22 protein-coding genes and 3 pseudogenes are annotated in these 21,349 nt (G+C 71.0%); 13 read left to right on the top strand and 12 right to left on the bottom strand.

Going from position 1 to position 21,349, the window contains the following annotated elements; all coding sequences use genetic code 11:
• The 4 genes from IEZ11_RS49040 to IEZ11_RS49025 form a co-directional block, all read left to right on the top strand.
• Window positions 1-834: thiamine pyrophosphate-dependent enzyme (locus tag IEZ11_RS49040; RefSeq protein ID WP_189269615.1), on the top strand; the 834-nt coding region annotated here is incomplete at its 5' end.
• Between the two features lie 548 nt (window positions 835-1,382).
• Window positions 1,383-1,814, top strand: coding sequence for a hypothetical protein (locus IEZ11_RS49035; RefSeq protein ID WP_189269614.1), 432 nt, complete (start codon window positions 1,383-1,385; stop codon window positions 1,812-1,814).
• A 109-nt stretch (window positions 1,815-1,923) separates the two neighbouring features.
• The gene (locus IEZ11_RS49030; protein ID WP_189269613.1) at window positions 1,924-3,051 is read left to right on the top strand and encodes a PLP-dependent cysteine synthase family protein; all 1,128 of its coding nucleotides are present in this window, start codon (window positions 1,924-1,926) and stop codon (window positions 3,049-3,051) included.
• Window positions 3,048-4,289, top strand: a complete 1,242-nt coding sequence (locus IEZ11_RS49025; RefSeq protein ID WP_189269612.1) for an MDR family MFS transporter — start codon at window positions 3,048-3,050, stop codon at window positions 4,287-4,289. The genes IEZ11_RS49030 and IEZ11_RS49025 overlap by 4 nt, the downstream gene beginning before the upstream one ends.
• Window positions 4,290-4,299: 10 nt before the next feature.
• Here IEZ11_RS49025 and IEZ11_RS49020 read toward each other — a convergent pair whose 3' ends face one another.
• On the bottom strand, window positions 4,300-4,689 hold the full coding sequence (locus IEZ11_RS49020; RefSeq protein WP_189269611.1) for an ArsR/SmtB family transcription factor: 390 nt from the start codon (window positions 4,687-4,689) through the stop codon (window positions 4,300-4,302).
• 139 nt (window positions 4,690-4,828) lie between these two features.
• Here IEZ11_RS49020 and IEZ11_RS49015 point away from each other — a divergent pair, with 139 nt between their 5' ends.
• Genes IEZ11_RS49015 through IEZ11_RS49005 form a run of 3 tightly spaced genes read left to right on the top strand, consistent with a single transcriptional unit; the run spans window position 4,829 to window position 7,756 of the window.
• Window positions 4,829-6,808, top strand: coding sequence for a heavy metal translocating P-type ATPase (locus IEZ11_RS49015; RefSeq protein ID WP_189269610.1), 1,980 nt, complete (start codon window positions 4,829-4,831; stop codon window positions 6,806-6,808).
• On the top strand, window positions 6,805-7,203 hold the full coding sequence (locus IEZ11_RS49010; RefSeq protein ID WP_189269609.1) for a (2Fe-2S) ferredoxin domain-containing protein: 399 nt from the start codon (window positions 6,805-6,807) through the stop codon (window positions 7,201-7,203). The genes IEZ11_RS49015 and IEZ11_RS49010 overlap by 4 nt, the downstream gene beginning before the upstream one ends.
• Before the next feature lie 58 nt (window positions 7,204-7,261).
• The gene (locus tag IEZ11_RS49005) at window positions 7,262-7,756 is read left to right on the top strand and encodes a carboxylesterase family protein (RefSeq protein WP_229713960.1); all 495 of its coding nucleotides are present in this window, start codon (window positions 7,262-7,264) and stop codon (window positions 7,754-7,756) included.
• 181 nt (window positions 7,757-7,937) lie between these two features.
• On the opposite strand, the gene IEZ11_RS49000 is transcribed toward IEZ11_RS49005, so the two are convergent.
• The 5 genes from IEZ11_RS49000 to IEZ11_RS52315 form a co-directional block, all read right to left on the bottom strand.
• On the bottom strand, window positions 7,938-8,207 hold the full coding sequence (locus IEZ11_RS49000; protein WP_229713959.1) for an NUDIX domain-containing protein: 270 nt from the start codon (window positions 8,205-8,207) through the stop codon (window positions 7,938-7,940).
• A 137-nt stretch (window positions 8,208-8,344) separates the two neighbouring features.
• Window positions 8,345-8,869 carry a hypothetical protein gene (locus IEZ11_RS48995; RefSeq protein WP_189269607.1) on the bottom strand — a complete coding sequence of 175 codons (525 nt, stop codon included), beginning with the start codon at window positions 8,867-8,869 and terminating at the stop codon, window positions 8,345-8,347.
• Window positions 8,870-9,050: 181 nt separating this feature from the next.
• Window positions 9,051-9,188 carry a hypothetical protein gene (locus IEZ11_RS48990; protein ID WP_189269606.1) on the bottom strand — a complete coding sequence of 46 codons (138 nt, stop codon included), beginning with the start codon at window positions 9,186-9,188 and terminating at the stop codon, window positions 9,051-9,053.
• Window positions 9,185-9,520 carry an alpha/beta fold hydrolase gene (locus tag IEZ11_RS52320; RefSeq protein WP_308426610.1) on the bottom strand — a complete coding sequence of 112 codons (336 nt, stop codon included), beginning with the start codon at window positions 9,518-9,520 and terminating at the stop codon, window positions 9,185-9,187. Before IEZ11_RS52320 ends, IEZ11_RS48990 begins: the two co-directional genes overlap by 4 nt.
• A gap of 26 nt (window positions 9,521-9,546) precedes the next feature.
• On the bottom strand, window positions 9,547-9,693 hold the full coding sequence (locus tag IEZ11_RS52315) for a hypothetical protein (protein ID WP_308426609.1): 147 nt from the start codon (window positions 9,691-9,693) through the stop codon (window positions 9,547-9,549).
• 83 nt (window positions 9,694-9,776) lie between these two features.
• On the opposite strand from IEZ11_RS52315, the gene IEZ11_RS48980 reads away from it, so the two are divergent.
• Window positions 9,777-10,274 (top strand): hypothetical protein, encoded by a 498-nt coding sequence (locus tag IEZ11_RS48980; protein ID WP_189269617.1) that lies wholly within the window; start codon window positions 9,777-9,779, stop codon window positions 10,272-10,274.
• A 175-nt stretch (window positions 10,275-10,449) separates the two neighbouring features.
• On the opposite strand, the gene IEZ11_RS48975 is transcribed toward IEZ11_RS48980, so the two are convergent.
• Entirely contained in the window at window positions 10,450-11,904 is a 1,455-nt protein-coding gene (locus tag IEZ11_RS48975) for a carboxylesterase/lipase family protein (protein WP_189269605.1), read from the bottom strand.
• Window positions 11,905-12,020: 116 nt separating this feature from the next.
• Here IEZ11_RS48975 and IEZ11_RS48970 point away from each other — a divergent pair, with 116 nt between their 5' ends.
• The gene (locus IEZ11_RS48970; RefSeq protein ID WP_189269604.1) at window positions 12,021-12,998 is read left to right on the top strand and encodes an Lrp/AsnC family transcriptional regulator; all 978 of its coding nucleotides are present in this window, start codon (window positions 12,021-12,023) and stop codon (window positions 12,996-12,998) included.
• A 171-nt stretch (window positions 12,999-13,169) separates the two neighbouring features.
• Here IEZ11_RS48970 and IEZ11_RS48965 read toward each other — a convergent pair whose 3' ends face one another.
• Window positions 13,170-14,276 carry a hypothetical protein gene (locus tag IEZ11_RS48965; protein ID WP_229713958.1) on the bottom strand — a complete coding sequence of 369 codons (1,107 nt, stop codon included), beginning with the start codon at window positions 14,274-14,276 and terminating at the stop codon, window positions 13,170-13,172.
• A 193-nt stretch (window positions 14,277-14,469) separates the two neighbouring features.
• On the opposite strand from IEZ11_RS48965, the gene IEZ11_RS48960 reads away from it, so the two are divergent.
• Window positions 14,470-15,060, top strand: coding sequence for a DUF6461 domain-containing protein (locus IEZ11_RS48960; RefSeq protein WP_189269603.1), 591 nt, complete (start codon window positions 14,470-14,472; stop codon window positions 15,058-15,060).
• Window positions 15,061-15,128: 68 nt separating this feature from the next.
• Here IEZ11_RS48960 and IEZ11_RS51730 read toward each other — a convergent pair.
• Window positions 15,129-15,452 (bottom strand): annotated as a pseudogene (locus tag IEZ11_RS51730) (hypothetical protein); the annotation flags it as partial.
• Between the two features lie 106 nt (window positions 15,453-15,558).
• Here IEZ11_RS51730 and IEZ11_RS51725 point away from each other — a divergent pair.
• Together IEZ11_RS51725 and IEZ11_RS48955 are read left to right on the top strand one after the other, a co-directional pair.
• Window positions 15,559-15,651: pseudogene (locus IEZ11_RS51725) on the top strand (IS21-like element helper ATPase IstB); the annotation flags it as partial.
• Between the two features lie 298 nt (window positions 15,652-15,949).
• Window positions 15,950-16,675, top strand: coding sequence for a dienelactone hydrolase family protein (locus tag IEZ11_RS48955; protein ID WP_189269602.1), 726 nt, complete (start codon window positions 15,950-15,952; stop codon window positions 16,673-16,675).
• 346 nt (window positions 16,676-17,021) lie between these two features.
• On the opposite strand, the pseudogene IEZ11_RS51720 reads toward IEZ11_RS48955, so the two are convergent.
• Window positions 17,022-17,180, bottom strand: a pseudogene (locus IEZ11_RS51720) (GNAT family N-acetyltransferase); the annotation flags it as partial.
• 405 nt (window positions 17,181-17,585) lie between these two features.
• On the opposite strand from IEZ11_RS51720, the gene IEZ11_RS48950 reads away from it, so the two are divergent.
• Window positions 17,586-17,966 (top strand): hypothetical protein, encoded by a 381-nt coding sequence (locus IEZ11_RS48950; protein WP_189269601.1) that lies wholly within the window; start codon window positions 17,586-17,588, stop codon window positions 17,964-17,966.
• Window positions 17,967-18,402: 436 nt separating this feature from the next.
• Here the strand turns inward: IEZ11_RS48950 and IEZ11_RS48945 are convergent, their stop codons facing one another.
• Window positions 18,403-20,169, bottom strand: coding sequence for an ATP-binding cassette domain-containing protein (locus tag IEZ11_RS48945; protein WP_229713961.1), 1,767 nt, complete (start codon window positions 20,167-20,169; stop codon window positions 18,403-18,405).
• A gap of 173 nt (window positions 20,170-20,342) precedes the next feature.
• Entirely contained in the window at window positions 20,343-20,834 is a 492-nt protein-coding gene (locus IEZ11_RS48940; RefSeq protein WP_189269599.1) for an aminoglycoside phosphotransferase/kinase family protein, read from the bottom strand.
• Window positions 20,835-21,349 lie beyond the last annotated feature (515 nt).

Raw genomic sequence — 21,349 nt, 5'->3', positions numbered from 1 at the left:
GCCATCGCCACCGGCCTGGCCGCCTCCCGCCGCGACCTGTCCGTGTGGGTGGTCACCGGTGACGGTGATGCGCTGTCGATCGGCGGCAACCATCTGATCCACGCGCTGCGCCGGAACGTCAACCTGAAGATCCTGCTGTTCAACAACCGGATCTACGGGCTGACCAAGGGGCAGTACTCGCCGACGTCCGAGGTCGGGAAGGTCACCAAGTCGACGCCGATGGGGTCGCTGGACGCCCCGTTCAACCCCGTCAGTCTCGCCCTGGGCGCGGAGGCGTCCTTCGTCGCCCGCACCATCGACTCCGACCGCCGGCACCTCACCGACGTCCTGCGGCAGGCTGCCGCGCACCCGGGCACCGCGCTGGTCGAGATCTACCAGAACTGCAACATCTTCAACGACGGCGCCTTCGACACCCTCAAGGACAAGGAGCGGGCCCAGGAGGCACTCATCCGCCTTGAGCACGGGCAGCCCATCCGCTTCGGCACGCCTCTCGCGGACGGGAGGGGCGCCAAGGGCGTCGTGCGGGACCCGGCCACCGGTGACCTCAGGATTGTCGGCGTCACACCGCAGAACGAGGCGCAGATCATGGTCCATGACGCCCACGCGACGTCCCCGACGACGGCCTTCGCGCTCTCCCGCCTCGCGGACCCGGACACCTTGCACCACACCCCCATCGGCGTGCTGCGCTCGGTCGGCCGCCCGGTCTACGACACCGAGATGGCCGGGCAGCTCGGAACCGCTGTCGAGCGGCAGGGGGAGGGCGACCTCGCCGCCCTCCTCGCCGGCGGCGACACGTGGACCGTGCGGCCGACTCCAGGCGCCCGCCCGTTATGAACATGACCATGACCATCCGTCACAGCGCGGGTCCGAGGGACGGAGCCGGACACCAGGACACCACCCGGAGCTCGCTCCGCCATGGCGAGAGCCCGCCGTCCGCCCATGGACCGGGTGCGCCGGGCACGTTCCGGCCGGGTCACCCCGCTCGGTTCGCCGACCGCCACGCAGGGGCGGGATCTGCCGGTGTCCGAGGGGCGGCTTGGTGGGGATGTCTGACGGTTGCCCGGTCCGCTCCCTCCGATCGCCGACGCGCTCCCTGTCCGTCCGGTCCGCACCCGGACCGGGCGTGGCCCTGACGCTGCCCCGGCCGCCACCGGCTTGTCGACCCTCGAACTCGCCGCCCACCTGCGCAGACACGGCTTCCTCACCCCGGAGGGCCAATCCGACCTGGCCCGCACGGCCGGATGCCTCGTCCTGGACGCACGGTTCCAGTCGACCGTGCCGGGCCTGTGCGGCGCTCGGGCTCACTGCCGCGCTGCTGGAGAACACGCGGGACTGAGCGGGCATCAGGTAGCGGAAAGTGACTGATCGCATACGCTTGGTAAGTGACCGGAGTGAGGATCAGCGCGGGAACCCAGAAGGGGGCGGGCCGTCGTGTCGGCCCTCTTCTGGCGCTCGTCCTCCTCGTCGTCGTCCATCTCGCGGGCTCCGTGCACAGTGCGACGTTCACAGGAACTCCGGTGGCCCACCCGGCTACGGCCGGAGCACACGCCGACCTCGGCATCGGGTCCCCGCCCGAACACGACCACGATCACGACCACAAGGCCGACGGGCACATCGATCACGCCCTCGACCGGCCCAGGGCCGCCAAGGACGACACCTCACACGGCCTCGGGTGCGACGGTGCGGATGCCGCCGTACCCGTACCCGCCGCCGATGCCGGCCTCCTGCACATCCCCGGGCCAGGCCCCACCCGGCTCTCCGCCGCCCCGCACGGCCCGCCCGCCCTCGCGCTCCACTGCGTCCGGCGTCAGTAGGCGCGCCGCAGCACGCCCCCGGGACCCCTTCCCCGGGCGTGCCGACGCGCCCTGACCAGCGACGACCGCACCCCGCCCGCTGCGCGCGGTGCGAAGGAGCCGTACGACCATGGATCTCTCCCTGCTCGAATCAGCCCTGCCCATCGGGGCCGCCGCCCCCGTCCCCCTGATCGCCCGCCGCCCTGCCGACATGGTCGGCAACACACCCGCCCTGTGGATCGAGAAGCCGTTCGCCCCGCCGGGACGCGGCTTCTACGCGAAACTCGAAGGCGCCAACCCCGGCGGCATCAAGGACCGTCCCGGCCTGCACATGGTTCATGAGGCCCGCCGACGCGGCGAGCTCGTACCCGGCGCCCCCGTCGTCGAGTCCTCCAGCGGGACCCTCGGTCTGGGTCTCGTCCTGGCCGGGCTGACGTACGGTCATCCGGTCACCGTCGTCACCGACCCCGGCATGGAACCGTCGATGGTCCGGTTGCTCACCTCCCTGGGCGCACACGTCGACCAGGTCGCCGCACCGCATCCCGACGGCGGCTGGCAGCAGGCCCGCCGGGAGCGGGTCGCGGGACTGCTGGACTGCGCACCGGACGCGTACTGCCCGGACCAGTACCACAACCCCGACAACACGGCCGCCTACCGGCCGCTGGCCGCCGAGCTGATCGCCCAGATCGGCCGGATCGACGTCCTGGTGGCTGCTGTCGGGACGGGCGGCCATTCGGCCGGGGTCGCGGCGGGGCTGCGCGAGTCCTTCCCCGAACTGCGGCTCATCGGCGTGGACGCGACCGGCTCGACGATCTTCGGTCAGCCCGCGCGGCCGCGTCTGATGCGGGGGCTGGGCTCCAGCATCCACCCCTCCAACGTGGACTACGACGCCTTCACCGAGGTCCACTGGGTGGGTCCGGCCGAGGCGGTGTGGGCCTGCCGGCAACTGGCCCGCCTGCACTACGCGTCCGGCGGCTGGAGTGTCGGAGCGGTGGCGCTGGTGGCCGGGTGGGCGGCGCGGACGTACCCCGCCGGGACGCGCGTCGTCGCGATCTTCCCCGACGGCCCGCACCGCTACCTGGAGACCGTCTACAACGACGCCTGGTGCCACGAGCACGGACTCCTCGGTGCACAGCCGCCGGCGGAACCGGACGAGATCGCCGCGCCCGACGAGTGCGAGGTGACGGCATGGACGCGGTGCAGCCGGGTCAGGGACCCACTGGACCGTGCGGCACGGGCGCGGGCGGGCGTGCGATGAGCGGGTTGCGGGGCCGGCTGGCCTCCTTCGACCGGCCCGCCCGGCTGCTGATGGCCAACCAGTTCGCGATCAACCTGGGCTTCTACATGCTGATGCCCTACCTGGCCGACCACCTCGCCCACGGCCTGGGCCTGGCCGCCTGGGCCGTCGGTCTCGTCCTCGGCGTGCGCAACCTCTCCCAGCAGGGCATGTTCCTCGTCGGCGGCACCCTCGCCGACCGCTACGGCTGCAAACCGATGATCCTGGCCGGATGTGCGCTGCGGACACTCGCCTTCGGGCTGCTCGCGGTGGCCGCCTCGCTGCCCGCGCTGGTCGCCGCGTCGGCGCTGACGGGCCTGGCAGGGGCGCTGTTCAACCCGGCGGTCCGGGCCTACCTGGCCGCCGACGCCGGCGAGGAACGGCGGGTGGAGGCCTTCGCCGCGTTCAACGTCTTCTACCAGGCCGGCATCCTCGTCGGTCCGCTCGCCGGACTCGCCCTGCTGGCCTGGGACTTCGCCGCGGTGTGCGCGGTGGCCGCGCTGATCTTCGGCGTTCTGGCCGTTCTCCAGGCCCGCGCCCTGCCCCACCGTCCTCCGGCGGACCGGGGCACCGAGCCCGTCTGGCGGGCGGTGGCCGCCGACTGGCGCACCGTCGCCGCCAACCGCCCCTTCCTGCTCTTCGCCGCCGCGATGAGCGGCTCCTACATCCTGGCCTTCCAGATCTATCTCGCTCTGCCGCTACGGGCCGGGGAACTCTTCGGCGAGCAGACCGGACCGGTGACGGGCACGGTCTTCGCCGTCTCCGCGCTGGCCGCGCTGTCGGGCCAGCTGAAACTCACCGCGTGGGCGAAACGGACCCTGCCCGGGCCACGGGCGATCGTCTACGGACTGACCGTCATGGGTGCGGCCTTCGTCCCGCTGCTGCCGCGTTCGTACGGCGCGGTGACCGGAGCCGTCGCCCTGGCGGCCTGCGCGGCACTGCTGGCCTGGGGCGGGGCACTGCTCTACCCCTTCGAGATGGACACCGTCGTCCGCCTCTCCGGTGACCGGCTGGTCGCGACCTATTACGGCGCCTACAACACCGCCTCGGGCATCGCGATCTCCCTCGGCAACCTCGCCGTCGGCGCACTGTTCGACACCGGAGTGCGCTGGCTGCCCTGGGCCGCGCTGGCCGCCACCGGGCTCGGGTGCGCGGTGCTGGTGGCGCGGCTGAGCAGGGCAGGGCATCTGGTGCCGGATCCGGTGGCCGTACCCGGCTGAGGCGATCGGGTCAGCTCACTCCGGCCGCCGCGTCCGTGGCGGCCGGGGTGTCGCGCAGGCCGAGGCGCAGGTGCTCGACGTGGTAGAGCGCCTGTTCCAGGAGTTCGGCGACGTGGTTGTCGTAGAGCGCGTAGATGACCGAGCGGCCCCGGCGCTCGGTGGTGACCAGGCCGAGGTTGCGCAGCAGGCGCAGCTGGTGGGAGCAGGCGGACTGTTCCATGCCGACGGCGTCGGCGAGTTCCGTCGCCGCGCACGGGCCCTCCTGGAGGCGGGTCAGGATGCGTAGGCGGGACGGGGTGGCCAGCGCCTGGAGCGTGGCCGCCACATCGCCGGCGCCGACGGTCTCCAGGCGCTCGCGTGCGGTGGCGGTGGTGGTCCGTCCGTCAGCTCCATGGCCCATGGGCTTCATCCTACGGATCAGCAGACATGAACGCATGAATGAGTCTTCATGTGATCCTGTACGGTGGAGAACGTGTTACCGGCACACCGGTGTCGGTGGCCTCGCCATGCCCCGTCCGTACTGAGGGACCACCACTTCGATGACCTCCTCCACTCTCGCCCCGCCCGCGCCGGGTCAGGGCGGGCCCGCACGCGGGGCCTCCACACCCCGCCGTACCCGTGTCCTCGCGCTGCCCGAGGCCCGCTGGGCCGCCGCCGCCCTGGTGCTCTTCCTGGTGGCACTGCCCTTGCAGCTGACCGGCGCCCCGGCCTGGACCTGGGTCCCGCTGTACGCACTGGCCTACGCGGCCGGTGGCTGGGAGCCGGGCTGGGCGGGGCTCCAGGCGTTGCGGGAGAAGACCCTCGACGTCGATCTGCTGATGGTCGTGGCGGCGCTCGGGGCGGCGGCGATCGGGCAGGTGATGGACGGTGCGCTGCTGATCGTGATCTTCGCCACCTCCGGCGCCCTGGAGGCGCTGGCCACCGCACGCACCGCCGACTCGGTGCGCGGCCTGCTCGACCTGGCCCCGGCCACGGCGGCACGGCTGACGACGTCGGGGGAGGAGGAGACCGTCGCCGTCGAGATGCTCGCTGTCGGCGACATGATCCTCGTACGGCCCGGTGAGCGGGTCGGCGCCGACGGCCGCGTCCTGGACGGCGCGAGCGACGTCGGCCAGGCGACCATCACCGGCGAGCCGCTGCCGGTCGCCAAGGAGATGGGCGACGAGGTCTTCGCGGGCACCCTCAACGGCACCGGCGCGCTGCGCGTCCGGGTCGAGCGCGACGCTTCCGACTCGGTGATCGCCCGGATCGTGCGCATGGTGGCAGAGGCGTCCGAGACCAAGGCGCCCACCCAGCTGTTCATCGAGAAGGTCGAACAGCGCTACTCGCTCGGCATGGTCGCCACGACCCTCGCCGTCTTCCTCGTCCCGCTCGCCTTCGGCGCCGCGCTGACCGGCTCGCTGCTGCGGGCCATGACCTTCATGATCGTCGCTTCCCCGTGCGCGGTCGTGCTGGCCACCATGCCACCGCTGCTCTCCGCGATCGCCAACGCCGGACGGCACGGAGTGCTCGTGAAGTCCGCCGTGGTCATGGAGCGCCTCGGCGAGGTCGACGCGGTCGCGCTCGACAAGACCGGCACGCTGACCGAGGGCACTCCGCGCGTCACCGACGTCCGGCCGCTCGCCGGCGGCGGGTTGGATGAGCGGGAACTGCTGACGTTCGCCGCCGCTGCGGAGCGCCCGAGCGAGCACCCGCTGGCCCGTGCCGTCGTCGATGCCGCACGGGAGAGAGGTCTCGACCTGCCGGTCACGGAGGAGTTCGGCGCCACGCCCGGTATCGGGGTCACCGCGACTGTCGGCGGACGGAAAGTCGCCGTCGGGGCACCGGCCCGGCTGCTCGCCGAGGCCGACGATCCGAGGTCCGTGCGGGCCGCGGTGGTCGCCGCCGAACTGGAGCGGGGCGGTCGGACCGCCGTCCTGGTCACCCTCGACGGCACCCCGGCCGGGCTGCTGGGCGTCGCCGACCGAGTGCGCGCCGACGCCGCCGCGACCGTGGCGGCCCTGACCGCCCACACCGGAGCGGCGCCTCTGCTGCTGACCGGTGACAACCCCCGTGCGGCCGCACGCCTCGCCGCCGAGGTCGGCATCGACGACGTACGGGCCGGGCTGCTGCCCGAGCAGAAGGTCGCCGCCGTGCGGGAGTTGGAGGAGTCGGGCCGACGGGTGATGGTCGTCGGCGACGGCGTCAACGACGCGCCCGCCCTGGCCACCGCCCACGCCGGTGTCGCCATGGGCCGGGCGGGGTCCGACCTCGCGCTGGAGACCGCCGACGCGGTGATCGTGCGCGACGAACTCCGCACCGTCCCGGCCGTGGTCGTACTGTCCCGGAAGGCCCGCAGGCTCGTCGTGCAGAACCTGGTGATCGCCGGCGTCTTCATCGCCGGCCTGGTCGCCTGGGACCTCGTCGGCACCCTGCCGCTGCCACTCGGCGTGGCCGGCCACGAGGGCTCCACCGTCGTCGTCGGCCTCAACGGACTGCGCCTCCTGCGGGAAGCGGCCTGGAAGCGGGCCGCCGAATGAGCCGCCGCAAGGCACCCGCCGCACAGGGCGAACCCAGGTGCACCGTCACTGTGTGCCGGGGCTGCTGCTGCGGCACCGACAAGATCCCCGGCGTCGATCACTCCGCCCAACTCGCCACGCTCAAGTCGGAGTTGGGCTCGGTCGCCCGGGTTCGGGCGGTGAACTGCCTGGACGCCTGCGAGCAGGCGAACGTCATCGTCGTCCAGCCGTCCTCCGCCGGCCGGGCAGCCGGCGGCCGGCCGGTCTGGCTCGGACTGGTCAACGACCCCGATGCCACGGCCGACATCGCCGATTGGGTGGCGGCCGGGGGCCCCGGACTCGCCGACCCACCCGACATCCTCGACCTGTACGAGTTCGCCCCGTCGCGGCGTGTGCGACGGGGCGTGGCGGACTGAGGCCCCAGCACCGGCCAGCTCAGTGGCCCTGCGGCCCGTCGTCCGGACGCTCCTGGCTGTGCCGCCAACCACTGGGCACCCGCACGGCACCGGCCAGGTCAGCAGCAGCGCGGACCAGCGCCAGCCACGGCTGCCGACCGCGGTGGCCGTGGTGACCGCGATGACCGCGCCGAGCCCGGCGAAGACGAGCCACCTCCTGCAGCGGAAGAGTCAGACGGCGGGGGATTTCTCCTTCGGCGGCGCCATCCACGTCGACGACCTCGGCTCCATCTGGGAGTACCTGGGCCAGACCCTGCCCTACGCCGACGACCAGCTGGAGCTGTCCCACCAGATGATCAGCTACTGGGGACAGTTCGCGGCCTCCGGCAGCCCCAACGGGCCGCGCACCCCGAACTGGCCGACGTACGACCCGAAATCCGGCGCCCTGATGTCACTCAAGGCCTGTGACAGCGACCCAGCCACCAACCGGGCCCCGGCGGCCTGCTCCAAGGTTTCCACCGGCTTCGCCGCCGAGCACGACCTTGCCTTCTGGGCGGGCCTGCCCACTACTTGACGGTCTGTCACGGTCCCGACAGCCGGGGCCCATTCGCCCCGGCGCGGGGAACTCCGGGGTTCCCCGACTCCACCGGATACGCCCTCTTCGGCCACACCATCGCGGCTCGTGCGCTTCTTCAGTCCTGACAGACGCGACGCCTGCACCCTGCCCGACACCTCCGCCCTCACCCCGGCCCAGGTCACCGGGCTTGCCACGGCGCGGATCCCGGTGACCTGCTCGGCACCCAGCACCCAGCACCCAGCACGCCGCCGTCGAAGACGGCGACCATGCCCTCGCTGCGGCCCGCCCGCAGGCCGACCCAGTCGATCCCCAGCAGCCGGCCCGGCTGCCGGGCGACCCCGAGTTCCTCCTCCACCTCCCGCATGGCGCCGCCCCTGGGTGACCCGGCCCACTCCACGGCACCGCCCGGGATCTCCCACGGGTCCTTGTGGACCGGATCGACCAGCATCACGCATCCGTCCGGCCAGGACACCCCCCTCGTCCGATCGGCCGACGCCGCCGTGCGTTGCCAGATTGCGTGTCGAACCTCGGTCATGTTCCTTGGAGCGCACCGGCGTTGCACGTCATGGGGACCAACGGAGCTTGCTACATGCAGACCGGCGGGTCTGGGTAGGAGCAGCCGGCGTAGGTGTCGCCCTCGTACGTGATGCCGCCCTCCATCAGCTGGTCGCAGGTGGCGCAGTTGACGGCGAAGTACGGATTGACGCGAAGGAAGGCCGTGTTCTTCAGCTCGAAGATCGCCCTCACCGCGTCCGGCCCGTGTTCTCGGATTCCGTGCTGCAGGAAATCGTACGCGCTGAACTCGTGGCCCTTCTTGCACTCGAAGCGCCCGAACCGGAAGGCGCCGATGTCCGCGATTCCCAGGTCGGACTCGATCCGCTCCTTCTCCTTGCCCGACACCGGTTCGAGACGGGAGGCCTTCACCAGTTCGGGCGTCCAGTGCAGATCCCAGAGGGTGCGGGCCTGCTCGCGCGACAGGTAGAAGGAAGCGGTTCTGCCGCTCTTGATGGCTTCCTGCACAAGGGCCACGACCGCGTCGTCGTCTGCCGACACGACAGCCTTGCCCTTGCCGACGACCCCTTCGATCTGGGCCAGCAACGCATTGTCCACGATGCATCCTTCCGGGTCTGCCCCCTGAATCCGATCCTGCGGTCGTGGAGAACGATGCTGCTCGGCCACCCTGTTCTGCAGATGCCACACGGAAGGCCTCACCCGAACGGTAGCCACGGCCGACCCGCGACTGGGCGCCCGGCCTCGATACCGAGGTGCCCCACGAGGTGCAGGCGGCCGCCTACCGGGTGCGCAGGCAGCGGCCGTCCAACTCGGGCGGGAGCGAACCCCGCGCGGTGAGACCGATCGTCTCGTGCTCCTCCGGGACCGGTGCGAAGCGGTCCCGGAGGCGGCGAGGACGGGGTGTCCCCTCGGTCATGCCGGGGTTCCGGTGGACGCGGCCTTCCTGACGAGGCCGGCGACCTCGGCGGGCTTGGACACGTACACGGCGTGGCTGCCGCTCGTCTCGGCCGACGTCGCCCCGGTCCGTTCGGCCATGGTGCGCTGGGCCGGCGGCGGGATCACGTGGTCGTCGGTGGCGACCAGGCAGAAGCTCGGCTTGGCACGCCAGGCGGGGTGCGTGACCGTTCCGCCCAACGCGTCCACGCCCCAGGGCACCTGGGAGTCGGCCAGGAAGCGGGCCTCGTCGGCGCGCCGGGCGGCGGGTCGGCGATCAGGGAGTTGAGGGATTCTTCCTTGTCCGGCGCGCACGCCGCGCTGTACACGAGCGCACTCACCTACTCGCGGTTGCCCGCCTCGGAGATCACCGCGCCGCCGAAGGACTGGCCGACGAGTACGGTCGGGCCGTCCTGCGCGTCGAGCATCGAGAACCAGTCGGGTGGCGGCCACATCGCCGTCCAGGGAGCGGGTGGGGTTCTGGACAACGGTGACGGTGTAGCCGTCGGCGGTCAGAAGGTACGGCCGTGACCGGCGTCCGGGCGGCCTGCAGACGTGCCTGGGTGCGAGCGTGACGGACCTTCGTGACCACGGCGGGGCCGACGAGGCCGACGACATGGGCGGTGTTGCCCATCTGGGCCGGGCGTCCACCGCGCCCGCGACGGCCAGGCTGACGCCTATGAACGTGAAGCCGGCGCCCCACGCGGTGGTGATGCGGTTGTTGACACGCACGAACTCCGGCATGTCGCAGAGTTCACGTGGCGTCTGGCGCTTGGCGATGCCCAGCGTGAAGGGGCGGCGGATCGCCAACGTCCCCCAGGCCGTGGCGGCCAGCCAGGCGAAGGAGAGGACGTCGGTGTGGCGCGACAGGGACGAGTGCGGCCGCGCGAGAGCGACGGCACCGACCACCATGAAGTACACGATGCTGCTGGCCTCCAGGATCAACGCGTCGAGGTCGACGCCGCGACGGCGGTCCTGGAACAGGAGTATCGGCCCCGAGACGAACCCGCTGACCGCCCCCAACGCCAGTCGACGAACCCCGACACGAAGCCGGCGACGATCCAGGTGATGAGAGATGCAGAGCGGACAAGGAAGTTCGAACCCGGACGTGTGATGCCCGTCGCCGAAGATGCAGGGCCGGATTCCTGGCACGCCGACGATGCGATGGCCGGCGCCCCACGGGTAGCGGGGCGGCCTGTGGAAGAGGTGCTTCATGACGGCCCAGCCCCAGCCCCAGCCCCTTCTCAGCCGAAGTGACGGATGCGGGCCGCGGTCGCGGGCGCGTAGGGCAGCCACTCACGTGTCGTTCCAGTGCTGACGAACTCGGCGACAGAGGCCGCGAATTCGAGGCCCAGGGCGCGCTGAGCTTCGGCGTCGCCGGCGAGGACAGGGCTGCCGGGGTAGGCGTCGAAGGTGTTGAAGAGGAAGGGAAGTTCGGCACAGTGGGTGGCGCCCAGCGCGTACGGGTCCTCGGCGGGGGCGTAGTCGAACTGGTAGACGTACGTGGTGTTGCCGCCGGCCGCGTGGTGGTCGGCGATCTCCAGAGAACCGGTGCGGAAGAGGGCGTCGGTCTGCACCGAGGTGAAGACCTGCCCCGGCGTCGCCTGCGCGAGACGGGCGGCGTGCTGCCGGTAGACGTCCAGGGCGCTCTGCCGGCCGACCTGGACGGTGAGCACCTCCAGGGCGGCGTCGGCGGTGAGGTTCTGGATACGGGGGTCGAAGGCGAAGAAAGCCGTCGCCTCGTCGCGGGTGGTGCCGATCAGCAGGGGCTTGCCTTCCAGCGCGCCGTCCCTGAGCGCCTGCTGCCGGGTGCGGGGCATGCCAGGGGCACCGAGGACCGGATACATCGGCGGGACGGCGTTGCCCGGAGCCGCGAGTCGGCCGGAGAGCCGGCCGTAGGCGTCCAGCAGATGCTCGGCCGGCAGGGCGCGCAGGGCCTTGGCGGTGTCCGTGCCGTTTGCTATGCCCAGCAACCTCAGGTACGCGTCGGCGTTCTCGGCGGCCTGGTGCGGATCCTGCGGGTGCAGGCCGAAGGGGCCGCTCTGCAGTAGCACCCGCGTGATGGTCCCGTTCGTCGCGGGGTCGAGGGCGAGCGACAGGGCCGAGTACGCTCCGGCGGACTGCCCGCCGACGGTGACGGTGTGCGGGTCGCCGCCGAAGGAGGCGATGTTGCCCTGCACCCAGCGCAGGACGGCCGCCTGGTCCTGGGGGCCGAGGTTGGCGGCGCCGATCGCGGGCAGGTAGAGGTAACCCAGTGGCCCCACCCGGTAGTTGGCGGTGACGACCACGATGTCGCCCAGGGCTGCCAGGCGGCCACCGTCGTACCAGTCCCAGCCGCCGGAGCCGCTGGTGAAGCCTCCGCCGTGCCACCAGACCAGGACGGGCCGGGCCATGCCGTCCTCCAGCGCTCGGCGCGGAGCGAAGACGTTGACGGTCAGGCTGCCGTCCTCCCTCCAGTCCGGCACGCGCTGCCCCTGCACCTTCTCCAACCGGGAGGCCGCCTGCGGCACGGACGGACCGGACTGCGCCGCGTCTCGCACGTTCGTCCAGCCTGGATGCGGCCGCGGCGGCGCGAACCGCAGTTCGCCGACCGGCGACGCGGCGTAAGGGATTCCCCGGAAGGAGACCGCCTCGCCCTCCGCGATTCCCCTGACCTTGCCCCGGTCGGTGTCCACCACCGTGTGCTCGATGCCGACCATCGCGCCCACCTGCTTTCTCTCGTCTCGGCTGCTCTGAGACGTTTCTAGGCGAGCGTGACCATGTGAGCCATAATTGGCCACCGCCAACGAGAAAGAACGACATAGAATCTCGAAATATGGAGAATGTGCGCCACCAGCTGAACGAAACGGACAGTCGGATCGCCGCCGCGATGCTGGCCGCCCCGCGCGCCTCCTGGCGCACGGTCGGCCGCGTTCTGGACATCTCCGAGCGCACCGTCGTACGCCGTGCGGCACCCCTGTTCGGCGACGGGACCCTGCGCGCCACAGCCGTACGCAACCCTGTGCACTTCCCGGACCTGATCCCACTGGCCCTGCGTATCCGCTGCAAGCCCAACCGGATCAGCGCCATCGCCGCCACCCTCGCCCGTCGGCCGGACACCATCTGGGTGGACGTCCTCGGAGGCGGGGACGAGATCTGCACGATCCTGTTCCTGGACGGACCGGACGCGCGCAACAACCTGCTGCTGCGCGATCTCCCCGCCACTCCCGCGGTTCAATCATGGACCTCACACGTCCTGCTGCGGGTTTTCCCTGCCGCCTTCGACTGGAGCGGTGGCCTGCTGACGGACGCCGAACTTACCGGCCTGCGGCCGGACATGACTGCGGCACCCGCCCGGCCGGCCCTCCACCCCGTCGACCAGCAGCTGATCAACGCTCTCATCGAAGACGGACGCGCCTCGTACACCGACCTCGCCCACCGCGCGGAGACCACCGCCCTCACCGCCCGGCGCCGACTGGAGGCACTGGTCAGCGGCCAGGTCCTCCGGCTGGCCACCGAGGTCGACCTCGCCCGGCTGGGCATCCGCACCGAGGCCCTCCTGTGGATCACCGCCGCACCCGGCGGTGTGGAGGAGACGGGCCAGCAGCTCAGCCGCCACCCGCAGGTGCGCTTCGCTTCGGCCGTCACCGGCCCCGCCAACCTCCTCGTGGCGGTCGCCGCAGCCGACCTCAACGCGCTCTACCACTTCATGAGCGACACCATCGGCGCCCTCGAACACATCACCACTCTTGAGGCCTCCCCCATCCTGACCGGCGTCAAAAGGACCGGCCTGGTCCGCCCCGGAAGTCTCTGAGTCGATCACGAGCTCCGGTCGCGACGGCGGCCGTGGGTGGGCTGCTGCGGTCGTGCCACTGCCGTGGCTTCCTGAGCCGCGACAACTGGAGACGTCCTGCGTCGCAGCTGGGCCGCGCAGCGAAGCCGCTGCTGGAGCCGGCGGAAGCCGGGATGACCGAGCACCAGGCGCTCAGTGACTCGCTCCTGGGCCGTGTCTGGCACATGGCCTTGGGGGACCCGGCTCGTCCTGGTGGGCGGGTTGCTGGAGCCAGTCGTGCAGGAGTGCGGTCTCGACGGGGCGGAGCGGGACGGTGGCCGGATTCGCTGCGCCGAGGGTGGCATCGAGCGCGAGGGCGCGAGCGGCCGGCGTGGGCTCTGGGGGTAGGCGGCCGTCGGAGTGTGGATGGCCAGCGCCGACCACCGCACGGGGAAGCAGCCTCACCGTCGCGTCCACCGTCCACACCGCTACGGCCGGCCGCATGCCCGCCTGCCACACCTCGTCCTCGGCCAGTGCCAGATACACGCCGACGACCTCCGCGCGATACGCCTGCTCGATCTCCGCTGCCGTCCCGGCCGGCAGGGTGAAGACACACCAGCAGCTGGAGAACGGCATCCGGCAGTACGCGGCCGTCAGGAACACGGACTGGTAGCAGGCCGCCTCGAAGTCGATGAGCCGCAGTCCCTCCGGGGTGAGCAGGTTGTTGTCGGGGCAGGTGTCACCCGGAGTGAAGGCCGGATACTCCTCCCCACCCGCTGTCCCGATCCGGGTCAGCTCCTCGGCAAAGCCTGCCGGAACCGCGATTCCGGCGCCGTCGAGCAGTGCGGGCAGGGCAGTGACCCGCTGCGCGATCCATGGCTCGTCCTCCCAGGACGGCATGCCCTTGTGGTACCGGGACCACAGCCGCGCGAGATCGGCACGCCGGTGCACAGATTCGGCAGCCAGCCGCCCGAGCGTACGAGCCCAGGCCAACAACCCGCTTTCCGCGGCCGTCGGATCGCTCCCGAGCAGAATGTCCGCCAGAGTAGGAGCGTTCCCAAGATCCGCCATGACCAGCAAGGGAACGTCGGGGTCCACACCCAGAAGTTCGGGACCGGCGATCCCAAGAGACAGCGCGGCGGCCTCCGCCGTGAAACAGCGCAGGGACTCCGGCTCACTGCTGAACGCCTTGACGATCACACTGTCGCCGGCAGCCGTTTCGCAACGCAACACGGTGCTACGGGAACTGCCACCCAGGTCGACCGGGCCGGACAACTCGACATCCAACAGTCCGCCGGCGGCGCGCAAGATCGACTCCACCCCGACATCCTGCCACCAACCCCCTGAACGCCGTTGGCCGCTAGGCGACCTCCGACGATTCTGAAACGATCAGCCAACTCGCCGGCTGCCAGGCCCTGCCCGACGGGTCACTGTGCGCAGAGGCGGGCGTGTGGCGCTGTCAGTGGTGTACGAGAGGATGGGCTGTGCTGATCATTTGCGTCGAGGGGGCAGCATGGCTGACGGCATCGCATGGATTTTGCAGCCTTACCTGATCGACTGCGTGACGTTCGCTCGTGGTGCCGAGCCGGCCGAACTTGCCTTTCGCCTGGGAGCGCGGCAAGGTCAGCAGCCGTGTTGGGCGTCTTCGGACGACATGGCGGGCCTGCTCGCGGGCGGTGGCGTCGGCAGCGCTGTCAGAGTGGGACGCGCGGGCGACTGGTCCTTTGCCATTGAGTACGGTGATGCTGTCGGCCCCACCAGCACCGGCATGGGCGCCGTCTCAGCCGTGGGGGTGGAAGCGGTCAACTTCTCCCTGAGTCCGTGGCACCCGCCATCGATGTTCACCTACTACCACGACGGCGACTGCATCTGTTCGTTCGGCATCGGGGAAGAAGCCCGCCGGTGGGGCAAGAATCCCGACCTGCTGGTCCCAGCTCTTACCAAGAGCGGAGTTCTGCCGGCACACCTGGACTTGCGCGGGGCTGACGTCGAACGTGTCCGCCGGCTGAGCGTCCTGGTGATCGAGGAACACTTCCGCCTGCAGCTGCCACGGGCGGACGTGCTGGACGGGCAACTCCCGTTGTTCGTCAGGCGCGAGGCGTGATCGCGAGAGTCACGTCATCTCCGGAACCAGAACCAGATGGCAGCAACGGTGGCGGTGCCGTGGAAGACTTACACCCTCTTCTCATAACGGGTGGCCACGGCCCGAAGGTTCTTGATCCTGCTGACGGTGCGGTCGACCTCCTTCCGACGGACATGTCGGGTCCGGTCGAAGGCCGCGGCTCTGCCGCTCCCGCTTCCGCGGTTCCGACGGTGGGACCGCTGGATGAGGCCCTTCGTGCCGATCTTGGGAGCCCCGGCAGCATGCTGGTGAACGCGGCACACAGTCGAGTCCTCACTCGCCATGGAGCAGTCGACCCGGCCTGAGGCATCGGCCTCGGCCTTGGCTCGGACTGCCTGGAGAGCCCTCTCCCACGTGGCGCCCGCCGACCATCTCGCGGGATGAGAGGCCCGCCGTCGGCTTCTCGTAGGGACCGGTTGGATGGGGCCGCATTGCAGTACTGGAGAGCGCACTGTCCGATGGCCTCTCCTCTCCCACTGAACCAAGACCTTCACCGACCCCAGGTCCTGCGCGGCCCTCGTCGACCGCCTTACCTTCACCGGCACCATCATCGAAACCGGCACCGAGTTCTGACGTCTCGCCCCCAGAGCAAGGCCAAGCAACTACGCGGCCGAGGACCATCGACACAAGAACACCAACTTCCCTGTCAAGCTGGGAGGATGGCGCCTTCCGACGATCAAGAACTGAGAACGGCGATCAAGGATGCCGACTCTCCGGTCTGGTCGGTTCGCGCCGCAGCCGGGCTGTCGTGGGAACGGGGCATGTGACGGATGTTGTGAGCCAGCGCCGCATTCCAGAAGGGCACCCGCCCTGTTCTGCCAGCGGTGAACCCAGGTCCGACCGGGCTCCGCGATCACTACCGTCCAGTCTCATGGCGACGATTACCACGCGCACGGTCCAGTACCCGGCCGACGGTCTGACGATGATCGGGCACCTCGCGCTCCCGGCCGGTGCCGACCGCCGGCCCGCGGTGCTGCTCGGACCAGAGGGCCCCGGGCTCAGCGACGTCGAACGCCGCCGGGCCGATGCGCTCGCCGAGCTGGGATACGTAGCGCTGGCCTTCGACCTTCACGGCGGGCGCTACTTGAGCGACCCCGAGGAGATGCTGGCCCGTTGCCTGCCGCTGCTCGCCGACCCCGACCGGATGCGGGGCATCGGCCACGCGGCGCTCAACGTGTTGCGCGCCGAACCGCGGAGCGACCCCGACCGGATCGCCGCCGTCGGCTACGGCACCGGGGGCGCCATCGGGCTGGAACTCGGGCGCGACGGCGTCAACCTGCGCGCGATCGGGACGGTCAACGCACTGACCACGGGCCGACCGGGCGAGGCGGCGCGCATCCGCTGCCCGGTGTGGGCCGGGGTCGGGTCGGAAGACCCGATCATGCCGCCCGCCCAACGGGACGCGTTCTCCGCCGAGATGCAGGCCGCGGGCGTCGACTGGCGCCTCGTGGTCTACGGCGGCGCCTTGCACGCCTTCCATCACCCGCCGGTCGACCAGCCCGTGGTTCCCGGCGTCGGCTACCACCCACGGCACGCGCAGCGAGCCTGGCGCGACATCGTCGACCTGCTCGCCGAGTGCCTGCCTGTGACGGAGTGATCTGGTCGGTCCAAGCTCGGGCGCCCGCTGACTACCGCGACGCCTGGGCTCCACTGCCTCGGCGGGCGGGGCAGCCTGCGGCTTGCCAGTGATCCACTTCGGCCGATCGGTTCGCCCGCCATGCCCCTCCGTACTGCCTGTCCGACGGTCCCCAGTGCCGCCGAACACGCGCGGCCGAAGACGATGGCCTACGTCCACAAGACCGAGCGGTCAAGGCGCTGGCCGGCTACCCACCAAGAGCGGAGTGCCGCTTTCCTGCTGCTGGTCGCGCCCCGAACTGGCCCGCGAGGCCGCCCGGCGGGGCATCGCCGTGTTCAGTGGAAGTTCACCATCTCCGACCCGGACGACCTGGTGGCTCGATCGCGACACGTGACCTGTTGTTGCGCGCGTCCGTCTTCACATCGACGCGGGATACGTTCCAGTTCTCGAAGGCATGCCGGAAAGGCAGGATTTCCGCCGCGGTGTTGATGCCCGTGCCCTGAGCTGATCCCGCGAACCAAGTGAAGCGGGCCGCCGTACAAGACGCCTCCGGCTGACGTCGCACCACCAAGCCCTTCCTCGGCGGGAGCCGCGTTGTCGGTTCAGGAGGCTCTCAAGGCGAGGGCGCCTGTTCCTGCCCGTCGTGACCAGCGCGGCGAATGCGCACCGTGCCGGCGTCCAGGTCCACCTGGAAGGGCGGATCTTCTGGCGGCCTGATGTTCCTGCCCACGTACTCCCTTTTCCACAGCGGCCGGTTCTGCCGGAATGCCGAGGGTCAGTCGTAGCGGTAGCGCCACGGCTGGAGGCTTCCGCCCCGCGCCTGGGTCGAACCGACTGAAGCAAAGCTGCACCGGGCTGGAGGAGTATCGACAGACCATGCGACGGGTGCCACGATGAGCCTGGCGTATGGATGGGGCCGGGGGAGGCCGCCGTGCGGAAAGATCCCGATCAGCAGGTACGTTGGATTTTTCACGGCCGCACCGGCAGGCTCTGGCACATCAGGCCTGAGGGCTACATCCTCCAGCACGTCGCCGACCGGGCCGGTGTCAAATACAGGGTGCACTACGGCTACGACTACCCCGTCGGCGGCCGTGGCTCCCCGATGTACTCCTTCGATGCCGCGGACGCCCGCCGTGTCGCGCCGGACGTCATCGGCGGCGTGATCGAGGTTGATCCCACCTGGCGCACCGACACCCCCGAGGGCCGCCGGATCCACCGCTGGAACCGGCTCAAGCTCTTTCTCAGCGTGACCGCGTCCCTCTCCCCGCTCATCGCCGCCTTCGTGTTCCTCATCATTGCTTTCGTGCGGTGAGCCCACGCACTTGACGGCCTGGGTCTTGGGGGGCACCCCCCTGGATGAGGCCGACACCGATGGACGACAGGCCGTCGGTCTTGCGCCAGTAGATCCAGCCCGGTGCTTCCATCGCCGGCAGGACACGACCCGCCAGGAACACCGCGACGCCCAGCGCGACCGCTGCTCTCGCAACCTCCAACACTGCGTCCCCTGGTCAACGCCCCCGTCTCAGTCGATCGACCCAGCCGCCAGCGCCCCCTCGTGACCGGCGGGAACGCGGCCGAGGGGGGCGGCGATTCTCGCTTTCCGCTCCCGCAGGGCCGGCGTCGCCGGGGCTTCGCCTTCAGTGATCGTCAGGCGACGGGACCGGCGCCTTGTGCTCCGCTCGAGCTTGGAGGGAAGGCTGGGCCGCGCCGGTCTGCGCGGCCCCGCTACTGCTATCGGTGGTTGTCGGTCAGCGGTCCTGGGCCAGGGCGTACAGCTCGCCGAGCAGACTTCCCTCGGTCGCGACCAGGTCGTCGAAGGAGCCCTGTTCCCGGACGGTGCCCTGCTCAAGGACGATGACCCGGTCGGCCATCCGGACGTTGTCCAGCCGGTGTGTGACCACCACGGTGATCCGGTCCGGGGCCATGGTCCGCAGTTCTCGGAAGATCTGGTGCTCGCCGCGGGCATCCATCTCGCTGGTCGGCTCATCCAGGACGAGCACGGCCGGCTGCCGGTACATCGCCCTCGCGCACGCCAGTCGCTGCCACTGGCCGCCGGACAGCTCGTGGCCGCCCCACACCGACCGTGCGAGCAGCGTCTCCAGCTGATCGGGCAGCTCGCGCAGGGCCTTGGTCATGCCGACCTGCTCCGCCGCGGCCCAGATCCGCTCGTCGCCGTGCTCCCGGGGCTGGCCCAAGGTGATGTTCTCGCGGGCGGCGAGTGGCCAGTGCCCGTTCTTCTGCGGGACCAGGCCCACGTGCCGCCACACCGTCTCCGCGTCGGCAGCGGCCAGATCGGTGTCGTCCCATTGCACCGTGCCGTCGGTGGGTACGGTCAGCCCGGTGAGCATCCGGATCAGCGTGGACTTGCCGGCGCCGTTCTCGCCGACCAGGGCGACGACTTCGCCGCGGTTCAGCGTGAGGGTGATCGAGTGGACGGCCGCGGTCTCCTTGCCGGGATAGGTGTAGCAGGCGCCCTCCAGCCGGATCTGCCGCGGGGCTCTGGCCTGCGCGGTGCCGCGGGCCGTGGTCATCGCGCGGACCTCGTCGATGAACTCGTAGTAGTCGGAGAGGTAGAGGCCGTGGTGGAACATGACCGTGCTGTACCTGATGATCGAGTTCAGGGCGCGGCCGGCGGTCTGGGAGGCGACGACGGCGGTGCCGGCGATCGCCGTCGACATGGAGCCCGCGAGGACCAGCCCGGCGAGCGAGGCCCACATGCCGAGCGTGAACAGGCCGCCGAGGGATGCGGCCAGCAGCGTGATCCGCAGGTAGGGCTTCGCTCCCTCGAGCTCGCGTCCCTCGACGCGGTCACACATCGCCCGGTACCAGAAATGCAGGTACCCGCGCATCGTGTTGGCCCTCAGCTCGTCGGCGAGCTCGGCCGTCGTCAGCCACCAGCGCATCATCCCGCGCACATTGCGGGCGGAGATCGTCCGGTCGTGGACGCGGTAGTCGACCCGTGCGGCGATCACGCCGCCCAGACCGCGGGGGACGACGGACAGCAGCAGCACACCGAGCAGCAGCGGGTGCAGGGACGTGAGCACCGCGGCCGCCGAGACGAGCTGGACGAGCCCGTTGGTGAGAGTCTTGGCGTCGTCGGCGAGGTCGACGGCCCGCAGTGCGCCGATCTCCGCCGCCTGGCTCCGGTCGCCGAAGCCCTCCGCGTCGTACGCGGCGAGCTCGGCCCGCATGTGGAGATCGACCAGCTCCAGATCCGCGGCTGAGGCGATCTTCGGATTCAGGCGCCGGGTCGCCCAGTCCGCGAGGATCCACATGGCCGCACCGGTGGCCATCGCCACGACCGCGACAGCCAGCGCCGGCCACGCCCTGGCAAGGCCCGCGCGGGGATCGGCGGCCATGAGCTGCGGCAGCGCCTGGGCGACGGCGCCGAGCATCACGGCCGTACCGATACCGGACAGCAGCTGGCACACGACGATGGTGAGGGCCATGCGCCGGTCGACCCGCCAGGCCAGACGGGCCGTCTGGATCAGCGCGGCCGGGATGCGGCGGGCCATGTCCCACAAGGTCGCGTCGTCCATCGCCCGCCGGTGTTTGCGCCCGTTGTAGTCGAGCTCCGGCGGCGCGGCCGGCTGCGGAACCCCGGTCCGGGCCGCGGGCACGGACACCGCCGCATCGGATGTGCCCACCTCGCCTGTTTCCGTGCGGGCCGCCTGCTCGTGTGATGCCATCACGCGAACACCCCCTCGACGAGCCGCTCCAGGGTGCGCCGGCCGCGCGCGGTGACATGGGGGTCGTCGAGCCTTGCCTCGGTACGCCGGGGGCCGGACAGGTCACCGGCGATGTGGAGGAGGGCCAGCAGGGCGCCGCCTTGCCGGTGGGCGCGGACTTCCTCGGCGGGCGTCAGCGTCAGCTGCTCGAGTGGCCGTCCCGGGACCGCGGTCAGAAGCAGGGCCAGGTGGTCGGCGTTCGAGGCGCGCAGCTGCGGCGCGCGGCCGGCGCCGAGGGCGGGGACCGCATGGCGCAGGGCGAGGGTCTCACGCTCGTACATCACGGGCCGAGGGCAGACCTTCAGGAAGCGGCGGACTCCCGAAGGCAGGTCGAGCCGCCAGACGCGGGAGTTATCCCGCGGAGGGGAGGCGTCCTGGACGGAGGGCTGCGCTCCGAGAGCCCGGCCGGCCCACCCGAGCAGGGCGGGGGAGGGCATGCTCAGGTGGGTCATGCCCCCCACCTCGATGACGGTCGTGCTGCGGATGCGAACAGGGCACGGCGCAGGTCGACCGGGCGCCGGAACACCAGGGACCGGACGGCCTGAGCAGGAGGGTTCTCGAACACGGAACGAAGGACGACAAGAACGCGGACAGGATTCACGGCTTCTCCTCGATAGCGGGATGCGGGTAGAGCACCCGGACAACGTCCCTGATCACAGGGGCGATACGGGCAGCCTCGGGCGATAGGCCGAGCGAAAGTTCGATGCCGGGCGGGTGGGGCAAGTGCTGTCGGCCCAAGGGCTGGGTACCTGCCCGTTCGATTCACCCGTACGTGGACACCAGCGCGTCCGTAGCCCGAGCAGCGGATTGCAGGACGGCATCGAGGGCACCGGTCTCCTTCGGCGAGGCGTGGTTGTGCTCTGCGGACGCACCCTCGTCCACGCCACTGACAATCAGCGGGCGTCAGCACCGTGATCCGGTCATTCGAACCGGCTGGGCGGAGTGGGTCCGGGCCGGCCGGAGCGGG

Origin of the sequence: Streptomyces fuscichromogenes (genome assembly GCF_014645815.1) — a bacterium.
Taxonomy (GTDB): Bacteria; Actinomycetota; Actinomycetes; order Streptomycetales; family Streptomycetaceae; genus Streptomyces; species Streptomyces fuscichromogenes.
The sequence above is the reverse complement of the archived record's forward strand: the minus strand, read 5'-3'. Positions and strand labels throughout refer to the sequence as shown.

Coding starts and splice junctions, on each gene's coding strand:
- IEZ11_RS48955 (WP_189269602.1), top strand. CDS start 15,950: ATGGCGACGATTACCACGCGCACGGTCCAGTACCCGGCCGACGGTCTG.
- IEZ11_RS49020 (WP_189269611.1), bottom strand. CDS start 4,689: ATGGGCCATGGAGCTGACGGACGGACCACCACCGCCACCGCACGCGAG.
- IEZ11_RS48960 (WP_189269603.1), top strand. CDS start 14,470: ATGGCTGACGGCATCGCATGGATTTTGCAGCCTTACCTGATCGACTGC.
- IEZ11_RS49010 (WP_189269609.1), top strand. CDS start 6,805: ATGAGCCGCCGCAAGGCACCCGCCGCACAGGGCGAACCCAGGTGCACC.
- IEZ11_RS49030 (WP_189269613.1), top strand. CDS start 1,924: ATGGATCTCTCCCTGCTCGAATCAGCCCTGCCCATCGGGGCCGCCGCC.
- IEZ11_RS48940 (WP_189269599.1), bottom strand. CDS start 20,834: ATGACCCACCTGAGCATGCCCTCCCCCGCCCTGCTCGGGTGGGCCGGC.
- IEZ11_RS48945 (WP_229713961.1), bottom strand. CDS start 20,169: ATGGCCCGCCGCATCCCGGCCGCGCTGATCCAGACGGCCCGTCTGGCC.
- IEZ11_RS48990 (WP_189269606.1), bottom strand. CDS start 9,188: ATGACCGAGGGGACACCCCGTCCTCGCCGCCTCCGGGACCGCTTCGCA.
- IEZ11_RS49025 (WP_189269612.1), top strand. CDS start 3,048: ATGAGCGGGTTGCGGGGCCGGCTGGCCTCCTTCGACCGGCCCGCCCGG.
- IEZ11_RS49000 (WP_229713959.1), bottom strand. CDS start 8,207: ATGCTGGTCGATCCGGTCCACAAGGACCCGTGGGAGATCCCGGGCGGT.
- IEZ11_RS48970 (WP_189269604.1), top strand. CDS start 12,021: ATGGAGAATGTGCGCCACCAGCTGAACGAAACGGACAGTCGGATCGCC.
- IEZ11_RS49015 (WP_189269610.1), top strand. CDS start 4,829: ATGACCTCCTCCACTCTCGCCCCGCCCGCGCCGGGTCAGGGCGGGCCC.
- IEZ11_RS48975 (WP_189269605.1), bottom strand. CDS start 11,904: ATGGTCGGCATCGAGCACACGGTGGTGGACACCGACCGGGGCAAGGTC.